The organism is Micromonospora sp. MW-13, from assembly GCF_003434305.1.
Classification (GTDB): domain Bacteria; phylum Actinomycetota; class Actinomycetes; order Mycobacteriales; family Micromonosporaceae; genus Micromonospora.
In genome coordinates this window covers 20,802-36,545 of the sequence record NZ_QKKX01000019.1, presented here as the reverse complement: position 1 = coordinate 36,545, position 15,744 = coordinate 20,802, and the positions used below count along the sequence as shown (strand labels likewise).

General features: G+C 71.7%; 16 protein-coding genes. 10 read left to right on the top strand and 6 right to left on the bottom strand.

All coding sequences use genetic code 11. The annotated features are described in order from the left end of the window. Positions 1-848 (top strand): peptidoglycan DD-metalloendopeptidase family protein (locus C5N14_RS13090; RefSeq protein WP_207892723.1); only part of this gene is annotated, 848 nt, incomplete at its 5' end. A gap of 191 nt (positions 849-1,039) precedes the next feature. On the opposite strand, the gene C5N14_RS13085 is transcribed toward C5N14_RS13090, so the two are convergent. Continuing rightward, the gene (locus C5N14_RS13085; protein ID WP_128763570.1) at positions 1,040-1,477 is read right to left on the bottom strand and encodes a hypothetical protein; all 438 of its coding nucleotides are present in this window, start codon (positions 1,475-1,477) and stop codon (positions 1,040-1,042) included. 365 nt (positions 1,478-1,842) lie between these two features. On the opposite strand from C5N14_RS13085, the gene serS reads away from it, so the two are divergent. Further along, positions 1,843-3,120, top strand: a complete 1,278-nt coding sequence (gene serS, locus C5N14_RS13080; RefSeq protein WP_117668360.1) for a serine--tRNA ligase — start codon at positions 1,843-1,845, stop codon at positions 3,118-3,120. 136 nt (positions 3,121-3,256) lie between these two features. On the opposite strand, the gene C5N14_RS13075 is transcribed toward serS, so the two are convergent. The 5 genes from C5N14_RS13075 to C5N14_RS13055 form a co-directional block, all read right to left on the bottom strand. Continuing rightward, positions 3,257-3,832 carry a YcxB family protein gene (locus tag C5N14_RS13075; RefSeq protein WP_117668359.1) on the bottom strand — a complete coding sequence of 192 codons (576 nt, stop codon included), beginning with the start codon at positions 3,830-3,832 and terminating at the stop codon, positions 3,257-3,259. Between the two features lie 129 nt (positions 3,833-3,961). Beyond that, positions 3,962-4,393, bottom strand: a complete 432-nt coding sequence (locus C5N14_RS13070; protein ID WP_117668358.1) for a hypothetical protein — start codon at positions 4,391-4,393, stop codon at positions 3,962-3,964. Positions 4,394-4,412: 19 nt separating this feature from the next. Further along, entirely contained in the window at positions 4,413-4,673 is a 261-nt protein-coding gene (locus C5N14_RS13065; protein ID WP_117668357.1) for a hypothetical protein, read from the bottom strand. Beyond that, entirely contained in the window at positions 4,670-5,032 is a 363-nt protein-coding gene (locus C5N14_RS13060; RefSeq protein WP_117668356.1) for a DUF2089 domain-containing protein, read from the bottom strand. Before C5N14_RS13060 ends, C5N14_RS13065 begins: the two co-directional genes overlap by 4 nt. 136 nt (positions 5,033-5,168) lie before the next feature. Continuing rightward, positions 5,169-5,876 (bottom strand): hypothetical protein, encoded by a 708-nt coding sequence (locus C5N14_RS13055; RefSeq protein ID WP_243639530.1) that lies wholly within the window; start codon positions 5,874-5,876, stop codon positions 5,169-5,171. A 168-nt stretch (positions 5,877-6,044) separates the two neighbouring features. Here C5N14_RS13055 and C5N14_RS13050 point away from each other — a divergent pair, with 168 nt between their 5' ends. From C5N14_RS13050 to shc, 8 genes are all read left to right on the top strand, one after another. Further along, entirely contained in the window at positions 6,045-6,659 is a 615-nt protein-coding gene (locus C5N14_RS13050; RefSeq protein ID WP_207892721.1) for a GNAT family N-acetyltransferase, read from the top strand. Next, a complete protein-coding gene (locus C5N14_RS13045) occupies positions 6,656-7,579 on the top strand; it encodes a PaaX family transcriptional regulator C-terminal domain-containing protein (protein ID WP_207892720.1) in 924 nt (307 codons plus the stop codon). The genes C5N14_RS13050 and C5N14_RS13045 overlap by 4 nt, the downstream gene beginning before the upstream one ends. 199 nt (positions 7,580-7,778) lie before the next feature. Continuing rightward, entirely contained in the window at positions 7,779-9,263 is a 1,485-nt protein-coding gene (locus C5N14_RS13040; RefSeq protein WP_117668353.1) for an MFS transporter, read from the top strand. A 412-nt stretch (positions 9,264-9,675) separates the two neighbouring features. Next, complete coding sequence (hpnC, locus tag C5N14_RS13035) at positions 9,676-10,533, top strand: squalene synthase HpnC (RefSeq protein ID WP_117668352.1); 858 nt, start codon at positions 9,676-9,678, stop codon at positions 10,531-10,533. Beyond that, positions 10,530-11,402, top strand: a complete 873-nt coding sequence (hpnD, locus tag C5N14_RS13030; RefSeq protein ID WP_117668351.1) for a presqualene diphosphate synthase HpnD — start codon at positions 10,530-10,532, stop codon at positions 11,400-11,402. The genes hpnC and hpnD overlap by 4 nt, the downstream gene beginning before the upstream one ends. Then, a complete protein-coding gene (gene hpnE, locus C5N14_RS13025) occupies positions 11,399-12,778 on the top strand; it encodes a hydroxysqualene dehydroxylase HpnE (RefSeq protein ID WP_117668350.1) in 1,380 nt (459 codons plus the stop codon). The genes hpnD and hpnE overlap by 4 nt, the downstream gene beginning before the upstream one ends. Then, positions 12,775-13,782, top strand: coding sequence for a polyprenyl synthetase family protein (locus C5N14_RS13020; RefSeq protein ID WP_117668349.1), 1,008 nt, complete (start codon positions 12,775-12,777; stop codon positions 13,780-13,782). The genes hpnE and C5N14_RS13020 overlap by 4 nt, the downstream gene beginning before the upstream one ends. After that, on the top strand, positions 13,782-15,725 hold the full coding sequence (shc, locus tag C5N14_RS13015; RefSeq protein ID WP_117668348.1) for a squalene--hopene cyclase: 1,944 nt from the start codon (positions 13,782-13,784) through the stop codon (positions 15,723-15,725). Before C5N14_RS13020 ends, shc begins: the two co-directional genes overlap by 1 nt. The last annotated feature ends 19 nt before the right edge of the window (positions 15,726-15,744 follow it).

Genomic DNA, 15,744 nt, shown 5'->3' with positions numbered 1-15,744 from the left:
GCATCCCTACTGTCGATGATGGTCGATTGCCTGCCTCGGCAGGCCAGTCGGAGGTGAGTTCCCTGCGCCGCATAACGCAGACCCTGGTCGCCGCCATGGTTACCTGTCTGGCCATAGCCCTGTCCGCTGTACCGGCACATGCCGCCGCCCAGGTCAGGGTGCATGTGCCCAGCGGGCTCCCGCTCAATATCCGTAACGCCCCGGCGTTGAGCGGGGCGGTGATCGGCAGTGTGCCCAACGGCAGCGTCGTCACCATCACCTGTCACGTTCGAGGGGACGCCGTCCAGGGCTTTGCCGGTGTCACCAACATCTGGAACCGGCTCTCGAGCGGCGGGTGGCTCACCGACGGGTTCCTGGAGACCGGCTCGAACGGTCCCGTCGTCCCACTCTGCGGGAGCAGCTCCGCCCAGTTCAAGCTGCCGTTCCCCGCCGGACGTGCCTACACGATCACCCAGGCGGCGGGCAGCAGCTTCTCCCACAACGATGCCTACAACCGGCACGCCATCGACTTCGGCATGCCGGTCGGCGTACCGATCCTCGCGTCCGCTGCGGGCACCATCCGCTTCGAGGGCTGGGCGACCGGCGGCGGGATCATGGCACTCGTCGACCACGGCAACAACCGATGCTCACAGTACGCACACCTGAGCGCCACGATCATCAATACCGGTGACCGGGTAGCGCAGGGGCAGCGGATCGGAACTTCCGGAGCGACCGGCAACGTGACCGGCCCTCACCTGCACTGGAACATCGTCAACTGCGACTCACACACCAGCCGCGAGATCCCCAACAGCGTCGAGGTTGGCACCAACTACGTGGTGGGCCGCGCTCCGGTCAGCCAGAACGGCTGACCGGCCCCGACCGGTCAGCGGGCGGGGATTCGATGATGTGATGGACGAGGGTGGGTGGACCCCGGTGCGGGCTTGGACTCCAGATAGGACGGTGTCCCAGCCCGCGCCGGGTAGCAGGTCGTGGTGGTCCCAGGGCGTGGGTGACGTCGGCGGCGGCGTCCGGCCGCCTCTCGTCGTCGTCGCGTCGGGTGTCAAGACTGTGGTTGCGCCGTCGGCAATCTGGCCCCCCGGCCAAGCGACGCCCAATAGTCTCCTGTCGGGTCATGAGCTGTCAGCCATCGTTCCAGCGAATCGATCGACGACCGGTGGGACTCCGAACTGACCTCGTGCCACCTGAGCAACAGCAACTCGTGTATCCGGACAGCCCGGCGGGCGAAACCGAGCACCCACGCGTCCACAGCCCGAGCGGCGGCGATCTCTTCGGCATGTCCGCGCAGCAGTGCGGTGCAGTCGACATCCGTAGCGATCTGGAATCCGTTACCGACCGCGAGGATGGCGAACTCGACGGTTCGATCACCCGAGTCGACGTCGACCGTCTGTGCGAAACCTATGACTTCATCCGTTATGGGCCGAGGCATTCCGTTGCCGGCCGCGCCGGAAGGAACAACGTAGTGCACCCAGAACGTCATGGCCCGGATGCTATCCACCGCCGGGCCCTACGGGTTGACGTCCTACCGCCGCGAGGTGGGCCACTGGCGTAGCCGCGCGGTGTGCAGGGGTGACGAGATCGAGGTCGAGGGCCTGCTCAAGGGGCTCGCCGGTCCCGCCGTCGTCTCCCTGGGGGGCCGCCGCGCAGTACGGTCGCGCCCTCGACACGACGCTGGACGTCCGGACGCACCGCTTCGTCCCGGACCGGGGCGACGTGCGGATCTCCGGGACGTTGCGGATCGGCCGACGGGCCGTGGCGGACAGCCAGACCATCCGGCCTGGCCGAGACGTTATGCTCCGTACTTCGGACCACCTGATCGAACTACTGGGAAGAGACGGACAAGCGGTGCTTGACCTCGCGCAGTTGCTGACAGACACGGAAGCGGTAGCCGACCGGCTGGCGACCAAGGGGGTCGAGAAGTCCCTCGTACTGTCTGCCCGGGATGCGGTGGAACGCCGCCGCGCCGTACGGCTGGAACTCGACGGCCTGCGCGAGGAGATGAACCGTCGTTCCAAGGAGTCCGGCAGGATCATAGCCCGGGGTGGCGACGAGGCGGAGAAGATCCGCCAGGAGCTGATCACCCTGAAGCGGGACGTCGCGGACGCCGAGGTCCGGTTCCGTGAGGCGGAGCAGCATGAGCGGCAACTGCTGCTGGTGCTGCCCAACCTGCCCGCTCCGGAGGCCCCGGTCGGCAACGACGAGAGCCACAATGTCGTCCTTCGGTACGGCGGGCCGGAAGCCAAGCCCGTCCCGGGTGCCCGGGCCCACTGGGACGTGGCCAGCGACCTGGGCATCTTCGAGCCGGAGCGGGCGGCCAAGCTGAGCGGCTCCGGCTTCTCGGTGCTGCGCGGTGACGGGGCACGCCTGCTCCGGGCCCTGGTACAGCTCGGTCTCGACCTCAACCGGGACACCTACGAGGAAACCGTCGTACCGCACTTCGTCCGCACCGCCACGATGGTGGGCACCGGTCACCTGCCGAAGTTCCAGGACGACGCGTACTCGACGGTCGATGACCTGTGGGCGGTGCCGACGGGCGAGGTGCCGCTGACCGGGCTGCACCGCGACGAACTGCTCGACGAGGCCCAGCTCCCGCTGCGGTACATGACGCACACCGCCTGCTTCCGGCGGGAGGCCGGCAGCGCGGGCAAGGACACCCGGGGGATGCAGCGCCTGCACGAGTTCCACAAGGTGGAACTCGTCCGGATCTGCCGCCCGGAGGAGGTGGCCGACGAGTTCGCCGCCCTCCTCGCGGACGCCGAGAAGACCCTGCTCGCCCTGGAGCTGCCCTACCGGGTGGTGGATCTGTGCACCGGCGATCTGACGTTCTCGTCGGCCCGGATCTTCGACCTGGAGGTCTACTCGCCGGGCGTCGACAAGTGGCTCGAGGTCTCCTCGGTCGGCGACTTCACCGACTTCCAGGCGCGGCGCAGCAACATCCGGTACCGGGCCGACAACAGCCGGCCACGATTCGCCTGCACCCTGAACGGCTCGGCGTTGGCGACCCCCCGGGTCTGGGCGGCTCTGATCGAGCACGGTCAGACCCCCGACGGGCAGGTCCGGCTGCCCGAGGCGCTCTGGCCGTACATGGGTGGCGAGTTCCTGAGGCCGTCGCCGCGACGGTGAGTCCCGGGCGAGCCGGGATGGTGCCCCGCCGGACGCTCTGCCGCCCGGCGGGGTTCCCCCTCGGTGCCGGCCGTCTCAGCTGGCCAGGTGGGTCATGAAGTGGCCGGGCGGCACCGTGCTGGTACCACTGCACGTGTCACCGGGGACGTTCGCGGGCGTGGGTGGCGAGCATCGCGCGCAGTTGCGCCGGGTCGGCCTCGACCAGCCCGCGTTTCGGCAGCACCACTGACACTGCGCCGATGCCCTTCGACGCCAGCAGGACGAACGACCGGTTGGTCTCGATGTAGTAGGGATAGTGCGACCAGGCGGTCGTGGCGTCCCCGGTGCTGGTGCGGAGATGTACGCCGGTGTCGGTCGCCGTGGCGCGGACGGGCTGGGACAGCCAGGGGTTCCCGCGTACGAGGAGTCGAGCCTGCCAGCGATAGATCGCTGCGGTGAGAAGGCGGATCAGCAGGAGGGCGATCCCTGCGATGACGGCCGCCACCAGCAGCCCGATGGCCACCGCAATCGCGGCGGCACCCGCTGACAGTTCCCAGACCTCGGCGGAGACGAATCCCGATATGGCGGCGCCCAGTGCGGCGACCCCGAGCAGGGGAACCAGCCAACGACCCCACAGGCGGCGCTGCTGAGCGGCGACACTGTCGCGCAGATCGTCACGCGTCAGGGTGTAGGCAAGCTCAATCGGGCGGGTCTTGGCGACCTCGGACAACATGGATCAGAACCTTAGCGCGACGGGTCGTGTCGTGGCTCGCGCTGCCCGGAGCGAGTCCGCGCCTGACAGCGACGGCCGGACGGCCGCCCGACCCCGTGGTCCGGGCGGGCGTCCGGCGCTGTGGCGGTGTCACTCGCAGAACACCTGGACCTTGGTCCCGGGCTGGTCGACGTCGACGGTGACGTCGTCGAGTTGCTCGATGAGCTCCTCGATGTGCTGCGGCTTGAGCTGGGTGAGGTCGATCGGCACCCCTGATTTGTTCAGCTCCGCGTTGACCTGGGTGAGCGCCTGCGGAGGGATGAGGCTCGTGAGCCGGACCCCGGCACGCAGCAGCTGTAGCGGGACCCGGATGTTGACCCGGCCTGGCCCCTCGCCGCCGAGGTTGTCCTCCGAGTTCACCAGCACGCGCAGGTACTTGGGTCGGGGTTTCGGGCGGGGCGTGGCTCCCGGCGGCGACTCGGGCTGTTCTCGTTCGAGGGCGTCGATCAGCCGCTCGGCCTCGTCCGCGGTGATCTTCCCCTCGGCAAGCATCTGCAGGATCTGGCGGCGCTGCTCGTTCATTGCTGCTCCCCTCACTGACTCATCTGACGCTTACCAGCACGGCCGTTCGGCCCTGTTCGACCTCGATCCGGGTGCCGGGCAGCGCCCACAGCAGTTGCCCGGTGCCGCGCAGCGCGCCCACCGGGCTCACCCGGGTGGCGAGGCATGCGACCAGTCCGACCAGCACGACGAGCAGCAGCAGCGGTGACAGCACCAGCAGTACCGGCAGGACCGGGACGTACAGCCGCAGCCAGCGGCCGTCGGGACGGCGATGGCCCACCGTCACCAGATGCGGGATCATCGGGACCTCTCCAGCTCGGCCAGGGCCTCCTGGACGCTGATCTCCCCCCGCCGCAGGCGGTCGACGACGTCGGCGCCGGTGGGCGCCGGGTCGGTGTCGACGAAGTCGAGGTGCTCGGCGATCCGGTTCAGCCGGGACTTGATCGTCGGGTAGCTCACCCCGAAGATCCGCTCCATCTCCTTGATCGAACCGTGTGACCGTACGAACGCGGCAACGAACACCTGGTCGTCGATGCTGAGCTGAGCCAGCTGCGGCGGCTCGAACTGACCCTCGACCACGACGCCGCTGCCGGCGAGGCGGACCCGCTCGACCACGAACGGCTGTCCGTGCGTCAGGTCCGTCAGTTCCTGCCAGTCCACCCTCGGCTCCCTTGCGCTCGGCGACGCGCCTACCATTCATTTGTATCTTGATTTTCTTAAGGCGTCAACTCGTAAATCTTGATTTTTCTAATTTGATCTTCAATGCTCGGGCCGACGATCCCCTGGAATCGATCTTCTAGGCCGCTGCCGTCCCGTTCCCCGACTGGACCCGACGCCACCACTGCCTCTTGTCCGTGTCGCGTACGACGACACCGAGCTTGGCGAGTTCCTCGCGCAACTCCGCGACGTTCTTCTTGTCGTCCTTCTCCAGCGCCCGCTCCCGCGCTTTGAAGAGGGCGTTACTGCCGACGGGCTGGCCCGGCATGTCCTCGACCCATCGCCTGTAGTCGCCCTCGTAGGGGTCGCCGTCAGGGAGCCACGGGTACCCGTGTGCCCGGAACGCATCCGCGAGCAACCGGTTCCCGGGCAGGTCGGCACCCTCGCTCTTGTTCTGCACGGCCAGCTCCTCGCCTCGCGCGCCAAGCACCACCAGCCGCTTGGCGTCGGCGAACACCCCGTGCACGGCGGTCCTCGGCACCCGCTGCGTGGAGTTGCCGCGGGCGACCGTCACCCGATCGTGCTCGATGGTGACGGTCACGTAGTCGTGTTCGGCCAGGAAGACGATCACGATCCCGGCCGTCAGTCCCACCAGCAGGCTGACGACCGTCACCCACGGCTCGGGGGCGTTGTTGATCAGGTCGACTGGCCCCTCCCACGGAACCCAGGGCCACGAGGCAGCCCAGTTGGCCAGCAGCTTCACCAGCCATCCGGCCAGCGCGCCCAGCAGGGGGAAACCTACTGCCACCAGCAGCCGGTCGGACCTCTTGTGCCGTACGACGGTCACGTCGCCCACCTCACGCACCTCTCTTCCTGCCGCGTCTCATCCACCTCAATAAACTATCACTTTCAAACCTATCGTACCTGATACGATAGGAGCGATGATCTAAGGTTTCGGCGGAGCGAGGGCGGGTCAATGGGCAAGTCGGGAGGCCCGATGCCGGGTGGTGCACGCGTGGAGCTGCGGCGCGGGGTTCCGTCGGGTAGCGAGGCGCGGGTGGCGGAGCTGTACTGGGAGGCGTTCGGGCGCAAGCTCGGTGCCGCACTCGGGCCGCCGGACAGGGCGCGGGCCTTCCTCGCGGCCCACGTTCATGCCGACCGGGGCCTCGTCGCCCTCGTGGGCGAAGAGGTCGCCGGAGTGGCGGGCTACCGGCTCGGCGGACACGCTCTGATCGGTGGTGGCGCACGGGACGTGCTGTCCGCGTACGGAACCGTCCGCGGGCTGCCACGGGTCGCCCTGCTCGCACTCATGGAACGCCGCGGCGCCCCCGGCGAACTCCTGATGGACGGCATCGCCGTCGATGCCGGGCAGCGCGGGGCGGGGATCGGCGGCCTGCTGCTGCGGGAGGTCGCGGCGGTAGCGGCCGACGCCGCCTGCCACCACGTCCGGCTCGACGTCATCGACGTCAACCCGCGCGCCCGAGCCCTGTACGAACGGCACGGCTACACCGCCGTACGCACCCAACGAACTCCATGGCTGCGCCGCCTCATGGGCTTCGGCGCCGTCACCACCATGCACCGGCCCGTCACCCCGGCCGACTCCGCCCGACGTGTGCAGGAGGCACCATGAACAGCCCCGCCCCGGCTACGGACGCGGCCCAACCGCCCGTTCCCACCCGGATGTTGGTGCACGCCCTGATCCGTGCGGACGGCACCGTCGACGCCGGCCAGCTCTACACGGTCGCCGGGGTGCTCGGGATGTCCGACCAGCAGGTCCGGCTCTGCCTCAAACGCCTCGTCGCCGAGGGCCTGTTCACCCACGAGGGCCGTGGCCGCAAGGCCCTGCTCCACGCAGCCCCGGACGCCACCGGCATGGTCGTCCCGGAAGTCGGGTACGTCCGCCACGCCTACCGGCAGGACCTCGGACTCGCCCCCTGGGACGGCACCTGGCGGCTGTTCGCCTTCGCCGTGCCGGAGGCCAGCAGGACTGCACGTGACGCCTTGCGCGACAGCCTCCTGCGGCTCGGCGCGGCACCGATCCAGGGCGGCCTCTACGTCAGCGCGAACCCCATCGGCGACCTCGTCGAGCCCCAGGCCCGCCACCTGGGGGTCGCCGCGTCGGTGACCTACTTCACCAGCAACGACCTCCGCATGGGCGACCTGAGCGACCCGCCCGCCCTGGCCGCCGCGCTATGGCCGCTAGCCGACATCGCAGCCAGGTACCAGCAACTCGCCCACCTGGCACGCCACCTCCTGGATGCGCTGACCCGGCTCGACTCCGCTGTCCCGGACCGCGTCGACGGCCCTGGCGGTCATGCCGGTTCTGAGAGGCTCGCCATGACCGTCCGCCTCGCTGCGGCGTTCACCCACGCGATGGAGCCCGACCCCCTCCTGCCCCCCGAACTGCTGCCCCAGCCCTGGCCGGGCACGACCGCCCGCCGGCTCGCCGCGGACTGCTGGTCCGCACTCGCCGAGTCCGACCGCCGGAACACCGAGAGCGGCCCGCCCCCACGCCTCTTCACCCTGTACGAGGACCTGGTGCCCCGTTAGGGGGTGGGCCCCACCTCCCAGGGGGCAGCCAGCATTCGGTGCCGCCTGTTACCGGCCAGGCCAGTCGACTCCCTCTCTCGGGTTACCGAGCCACGCCGCTCATCCCCCCACTCGGTGATTGCGGCGCGGGCGGCCCGCTGGTCGGCCAGAGTCGGAGTGAGCACTGACCGGGTGCTGGGCGGGAGCGGATCGGGCGATCATGGCGAGGCCGGCCGAGAGCAGCCACGACGGGCGCCTGCGCGGCGGGCCGGGGCGGGTGGTCGCGCGAGCGACGGCTCGACTGCTCGGCGGGCCGGGCCGCGCCCGCGTCGTGTTGCTGCTGGGTGCGGCGCTGGCGCTGAACAGTGCGGACACCGGCACGCTCGGAGCGGCCGCGAACCAGTTGGAAGCGGACCTCGATATCAACCACGCCCAGCTCGGCCTGTTGGCCTCCGCGTCCTCCGGGGTCGGGGCCATCGCCTCCGTGCCGCTGGGCGTGCTCGCCGACCGGACCAACCGGGTGCGCCTGCTGGTGATCACCACCGCGCTCTGGGCAGCCGCCATGGTCCTCGGCGGTCTCGCGCCCAGCTACGAGTGGCTGCTGTTGTCCAGGCTGCTGCTCGGCGCTGCCCTGGCCGCGGCCGGGCCCGTGGTGGTCTCGCTGATCGGCGACTTCGTCCCACCAGCCGAGCGCGCCGGGGTGCTCGGCTGGATCCTCACCGGCGAACTCGTCGGCGCTGGCACCGGTCTGCTGGTCGGCGGCGAGATCGCGGCGGCGTACTCCTGGCGGTACGCGTTCTTCCTACTCGCGGTGGCGAGTGCGGGCCTGTCGGTGGCGCTGTGGCGGCTGCTGCCCGAACCCGCCCGGGTTGGCGCCGGCTGGCTGCCTGCCAACCGGAGCGCGTCCGAGCCCGGACCGCGACCGGATTCCGGGCAGCAGCCGACCGACCGGGCACGGGCGGCGGTGTCCGCCCGTGGGGTCGTGCCGGCGAGCGATCGGGTGCTGACCGGTGATCCGAGCGGACAGTCCCTGGCCCGCGCGGCCGGGTACCTGCTCTCGATCCCCACGAACCGACTGCTGATCGTGGCCTCGGCGATGGGCTACTTCTTCTTCGCGGGTATGCGCACGTTCATCGTCGTCTTCGCCGTTCGTCACTTCGGTATCTCGCAGACGGCGCTCGGCGCCCTCGTGCCGGTCATCGGGGTGGTGGCCGTGACCGGCACGGTGCTCGCCGGCCGGCTCACCGACCGTGCGCTGGCCCGCGGGCACACCAACGTCCGCGTTGTTGTGCCGGCCGCCGGCTTCGTCGCCGCCGCGCTCCTGTTCGTGCCCGGAGTGTGGTTCACCTCGGTGGCGGTGGCGCTTCCGCTGATCGCGCTCGGAGCTGGCGCGCTCGCGGTGTCCAACCCGCCGCTGGACGCTGCCCGGCTGGACATCGTCCCCGGCCGGTTGTGGGGGCGGGCGGAGAGCCTCCGGACAGTCCTGCGGCTCGCCGCCGAGGCGACCGCCCCGGCCACCTTCGGCTGGCTGGCCGACCAGCTCGGCGGCGCGGCGGGACGATCCAGCGGCGTCGGCCTGCGCAACGCCTTCCTGATCATGCTGGTCCCGTTGGCGGCCAACGGCCTGATCATGATCGCCGCACGGCGCAGCTATCCGGTTGACGTGGCCACGGCGGCGGAGTTGGACCGGGTACCGAACGGCTGATCGGAGGCCACCAGCCAGCCGACACCGCCGCCCGGTCGGGGTGAGGCATAAATGCGATTTCAAGCGGTAGAGGGTGATTAGCCTGGTTATGCTCGTTTTGCAGATGTTCCAGGTAGCTCCATCGTCCACGGCGCCGCCCGCACCACCCTCGGTCGGATCCACCGCATCGCGGCAGACAGTGCAACGTTCCGCTGTCAGGGGTGCCGCACGGCGACCGGGCCGATCTGTCCGCCGAGTACGGCCTGGACGCCCACGGCAGTTGCGCGGACGCGCTGCGCCGGTTGTCGTGGCCCGGCACCGGCAGCCGGGTTGCGGCGCGGCAGGTACGGGCGAGCGTCTGGGGCGGGCTGACCCAGCTCGCCGGTCGAGCTTCCGCTGTTCACGTCCAGAGGAACGAAGGAGAGAACCACGGATGGGTCCACCAGCCATCGCCCCTGACATACGTCGGGTGGAGCAGGCCCGGGCGCGGGAGAACTTTCCGGTCGCCATGCGGGTGCTGCCGGCACGGTACCGTCGTCACCTCGTCGCACTGTACGGCTATGCCCGCCACGTCGACGACCTCGGCGACGAACCGCTGGACGGCGGGCTCGACCGGCTCGCCGCCCTGGACCATGTCGAGGCCGAGCTTCGCAGCCTCTACGCGGGCGCCGACGTGCACCACCCGGTGCTGCGCGCCCTCGCACCCACCGTGGCCGAGTGCCGGTTGCCGCTGGACACACTCGTCCGGCTGATCGAGGCGAACCGGGTCGACCAGCACGTCACCCGCTACGCCACCTTCGAGCAGCTCGTCGGCTACTGCACCTTGTCGGCCAATCCGGTCGGCGAGCTGGTCCTGCACGTCTTCGGGCAGGCCACCCCGGCGGCCGTCGCGTTGTCCGATCGGATCTGCACCGCCCTGCAGCTCGTCGAGCACCTGCAGGACGTGGCCGAGGACCACCGCCGTGGCCGGGTCTACCTGCCGGCGGCCGACCTGGAGCGGTTCGAGGTTACCGAGGCGGACCTCGCCCGCCCCAGCGCCGGACGCCAACTGCGGGAGCTGATCGGATTCGAGGCGGAACGGGCTCGCGCCTGGCTCGACGCCGGGGCTCCGCTGGTGTCGGCGCTGCACGGCTGGGGCCGGCGCGCGGTCGGCGGCTACCTGGCCGGCGGCCGGGCCACGCTCGACGCGCTGGCCGCCGCCGACCACGACCCGTTGGCGGTCACGGTCCGGCCCCGCCGCCGGCGCATCCTCGGCAACTGGCTGGCCGCCACCGTCCGGGGTGCCGGATGACCACGACGACCACCCGGACCGAGGCCGCGTACCGGCACTGTGAGCTGATCACCCGAGCCCAGGCGGCCAACTTCGCGTACGGCATCCGGCTGCTGCCTGCGCCGAAACGGCGGGCGCTGTCGGCAATCTATGCCGCCGCCCGCCGCGTCGACGATATCGGGGACGGCACACTGCCTCCCGACGAGAAGCTGGACGCGTTGGCCCGGACCCGGGCCGCCCTGCACCGGCTTCCCGAGGACAGCGGTGGCGACCCGGTGCTCGCCGCGCTCGGCGACGCCGCGACGCGGATGCCAATCCCGCTGACGGCCTTCGACGAGCTCATCGACGGTTGCGTCGCAGACGTGACGGGCCACCGCTACGACACCTTCGACGACCTGCTCTGGTACTGCCGCTGCGTGGCCGGATCGATCGGCCGGCTCTCCCTCGGCGTGTTCGGGACCGGCCAGCCGGACCGGGCCGCTCCGCTGGCCGACGCGCTGGGCGTGGCCCTGCAGCTGACCAACATCCTGCGCGACCTGGTCGAGGACCGGGTCGACGCTCGCGTCTACCTGCCGGCCGAAGACCTGGACCGGTTCGGCTGCACCCTCCGCCTGGACGGAGCCGGCTTCGCCGATCCACCGGAGCGGCTGGTGGAGCTGGTGCGCTTCCAGGCCGCCCGGGCCGAGCGCTGGTACGACGTCGGGCTGCAACTGCTGCCCATGCTGGACCGGCGCAGCGCAGCCTGCACCGCCGCGATGGCCGGCATCTACCGTCGTCTGCTCACCCGGATCGCGGCCGATCCGCTGGCGGTCACCCGCAGTCGCGTCTCGTTGCCCGGCTGGGAGAAGGCATGGGTGGCGGCGCGCGCCCTCGTCGGCCGGGACGCATGACCGGGCCGGCCGCGCAGCCGGGGGGCGGTTCCGGCACGGTGTGCGTGATCGGCGGCGGGCTGGCCGGGATCGCGGCGGCGATCCGGCTCGCCGATCTCGGCCTGTCCGTGACGCTGCTGGAGGCCCGGCCGGAGCTGGGCGGCGCGACCTACTCCTTCCGCCGCGACGGCCTCAGCGTGGACACCGGCCAGCACGTCTTTCTGCGCTGCTACCACGCCTACCGACGGCTGTTGGACCGGCTCGGCACGGCCGGCGACACCAACCTGCAGCCGCAGTTCACGGTGCCGGTGCTGCTGCCGGGACGCCAGCCGCAGGTGCTGGTCCGGCGCCGGCTGCCGGCCCCGGCGCACCTGCTGCCGGCCCTGGCCGGGTACCGGCTGCTCAGCCCGGCGGAACGGCTCGCCGCCGTTCGGGCCAGCGCCGCGCTGCGGCACGTCGACCCGGACCTGCCCGCCACCGACGGGCGCAGCTTCGGCGACTGGCTCGCCGCGCACGGGCAGAGCCGCCGGGCGGTCCAGCGGCTGTGGGATCTGATCACCGTGGCGGCCCTGAACCTGCCCAGCAGCCACGCGTCGCTGGCGCTGGCGGCTCGGGTGTTTCGAACCGGGCTGCTGGAGGCCGCGGACGCCGGTGACATCGGCCGGCCGCTCGTCCCGCTGACCGACCTGCACGGCGTTCCCGCCCGTCGGCTGCTCGGCCGGCTCGGCGTCCGAGTCCACACCAGGGCGCGGGTGCGGTGGATCCGCCCGGAGGTGACCGGCTTCCGGATCGGTGCGGACGACACCGAGCTGGACGCGGACAGCGTGGTGCTGTCCGTGCCGCACCAGGCCGCCGCGGCGCTGGTGCCGCCTGCCGCCGCGCCCACCGCCGAGCAGTGGCGCCGGCTGGGCGCGGCGCCCATCGTCAACGTGCACCTGCGCTACGCCGCCAAGGTCACCGACCTCGGCATGGCCGCCGCCGTGGAGTCCCCGGCACAGTGGATCTTCGACCGGTCGGTGCCGGGCGGGAGCGGCGAGCAGCATCTGGTGGTGTCGCTGTCGGCCGCCGACGCGGAGATCGACCGGCCGACGGCGGAGCTGGTGTCGGCGCAGCGCCAGGCGCTCGCCGACCTGTTCCCGGCCGCGCGGCACACCCCGGTACGCGACGCGTTCGTGACCCGGGAGCCCAGAGCCACCTTCCGGCAGGCACCCGGCACCCGGGCGTACCGGCCGGGTGCGGCCACCCGCCTGCCGCGGCTGGTACTGGCCGGCGCATGGACCGACACCGGCTGGCCGGACACGATGGAGGGCGCGGTACGCAGCGGCGAGGACGCCGCCGACGTCGTCGCCCGTCAGCTCCTGTCCCGGCCCCGACACCATTCGGAGGCCGCATCATGACCGTCGCACGCAGCCGCGACATGGAGCAGATCCAGACCTTGGTCAAGCCGGCGATCTGTGCCCTACTGGACCGGCTGGATCCGGGCAACCGCCTGGTCGGGGGCTACCAGCTCGGCTACTGGGACGCGGACGGGTCACCCGCCGCCAGCCACGGCAAGGGACTACGTCCGGCGCTGGCGCTGCTGTCGGCCCGGGCCACCGGCGCCGAGCCGACCGCCGGGGTGCCTGCCGCCGCCGCCGTGGAACTGGCGCACAACTTCTCCCTGCTGCACGACGACCTGATGGACGGCGACACCGAGCGCCGCCACCGGCCGACCGCGTGGACCGTGTTCGGGGTCGGCCCGGCCATCCTGGCCGGCGACGCCCTGATCGGGTTGGCCTACGAGGCGCTCGTCGAGACCCCCGGGGGTTGCCCGGCCGCCCGACGGCTCGCGCTGGACATCCGGGCCCTGGTCGCCGGTCAGGCGGCCGACCTGGACTTCGAGCGGCGCGACGACGTCACTCTCGACGAGTGCCTGCGGATGGCGGAGCAGAAGACGGCCGCGTTGCTGGCCGGCGCGTGTGCCCTGGGCGCGATTCTCCGCGGCGGTCCACCGAACCTGATCGACGGACTGTCCCGCTTCGGACGCCACCTCGGACTGGCCTTCCAGCTCGTCGACGACCTGCTGGGCATCTGGGGGGACCCGCGACGGACCGGCAAGCCGGTCGGCTCGGACCTGCGGGCACGCAAGCGGAGCATCCCGGTCGTACGGGCGGTGACCAGCGGTCAGGCCGCCGGCCGGGCCCTGGCCGAGCGGTACCGGTCGCCGCAGCCACTGACCGACGAGGACGTGGCCCGCGTGAGCGCGCTGATCGAGGCGACCGGCGCCCGGGACTGGACCGCGCAGCGGGCAGCGCAGGAGACGGAGCGGGCACGGGCGGAACTCGACGCGCTCGACCTTCCCGACGACGTACGCGACGAATTCGCCTGTATCGCCACCTTCACCACCGGACGGGACCATTGATGACCGAGCTGCTGTCGTCGAAGCCGAAGCCCACCACCACGACCCAGGCGGGCGGGACGACGTCCGACCCGGCCCGGGCGGCCCTGCGCCGGGCCCGGGAGCACCTGCTCGGGCTGCAGGACGACGCCGGCTGGTGGAAGGGGAACCTGGCCACGAACGTCACCATGGACGCCGAGGACCTGCTGCTGCGGCAGTTCCTGGGCATCCGGACCGCCGAGCAGACCGCCGAGTCGGCCCGGTGGATCCGCTCCCAGCAGCGCCCGGACGGCTCGTGGGCCACCTTCCATGGCGGGCCGGGAAGCCTCTCCACCACCATCGAGGCGTACCTGGCCCTACGGTTGGCCGGAGACACCCCCGACGCGCCGCATCTCGCGGCCGCGGCCCGGTTCGTCCGCGCCGGGGGCGGGCTGGCGGCGAGCCGGGTGTTCACCCGGTTCTGGCTGGCCCTGTTCGGCCACTGGCCCTGGTCGCAGCTACCGGCCGTCCCGCCCGAGCTGGTGCTGCTGCCGCACTGGATGCCGTTCAACGTCTACGACTTCGCGTGCTGGGCCCGGCAGACCATCGTCCCGCTGTCCATCGTCCGTGCGCTGCGCCCGGTGCGGGGCCTCGGCTTCACCATCGACGAACTGCGCACCCCCGCAGCAGCACCGCGACCGCCGCGGCTGCGGTCCCGGGCCGGGGTGTTGCATCGGCTGGACCGGCTCGCCAACGGCTACGAGCGGATCGCCCGGGGACCGGTACGGCGACACGCGCTGCGCCGGGCCGCCGAGTGGATCGTGGCCCGCCAGGAGGCCGACGGCTCCTGGGGCGGAATCCAGCCGCCATGGGTCTACTCGCTGATGGCGCTGCGCCTGCTCGGCTATCCGCTGGACCACCCCGTGCTCCGCGCCGGGCTGGAGGGGCTGGAGCGGTTCACGGTGCGCGAGCAGACCGAGGACGGCCCGGTTCGCTGGCTGGAGGCGTGCCAGTCACCGGTGTGGGACACCGCGCTCGCGGTCACCGCGCTGTCGGACGCCGGGCTGCCGGCCGGGCATCCCGCCCTGGTCAGGGCCGGCACGTGGCTCCTCGACGAGGAGATCCGGGTGCGCGGTGACTGGTCCGTCCGCCGGCCGGCGACCCCCGTGGGCGGCTGGGCCTTCGAGTTCCACAACGACGGGTACGCCGACACCGACGACACCGCCGAGGTGATCATGGCGCTGCGGCGCACCGGCGTATCGGCGGAGGCCGCCGTGCTGCGGGGCACCCGCTGGCTGCTCGGCATGCAGTGCCGCGATGGCGGCTGGGGCGCCTTCGACGCCGACAACACCCGGGCAATCGTCGGCGATCTGCCGTTCTGCGACTTCGGCGAGGTCATCGACCCGCCCAGCGCGGACGTGACCGCGCACATCGTCGAGGCGCTCGCGGCGGAGAACTTCGCCGGCACGCCACCGGTACGCCGCGGCGTGCAGTGGCTGCTGCGGGCCCAGGAGCCGGACGGTTCCTGGTTCGGCCGCTGGGGCGCCAACCACGTCTACGGCACCGGGGCGGTGGTGCCCGCCCTGGTGGCTGCCGGGGTCAAGCCCGGCCACCCGGCGATCCGGGCGGCGGTCGACTGGCTGCTGGCGCACCAGAACCCAGACGGCGGATGGGGCGAGGACCTGCGCTCATACCGGGACCCGTCCTGGATCGGGCGGGGCGAGTCCACCGCGTCGCAGACCGCCTGGGCGCTGCTCGCGCTGCACGCCGCCGGGCACGGCTCCGGCGAGCCGGCCCAGTGCGGGGTGCGCTGGCTGGTCGACACCCAGCGCGCGGACGGCGGCTGGGACGAGCCGCACTACACCGGGACCGGCTTCCCCGGCGACTTCTACATCAACTACGGCATGTACCGGCTGGTCTTTCCGATCAGCGCGCTTGGCCGGATCCTGAACGCGCGGAGCGGCCTGACCGCCGAGGTGGTGCCGTGACCGAGCCAGCAACGTCCGC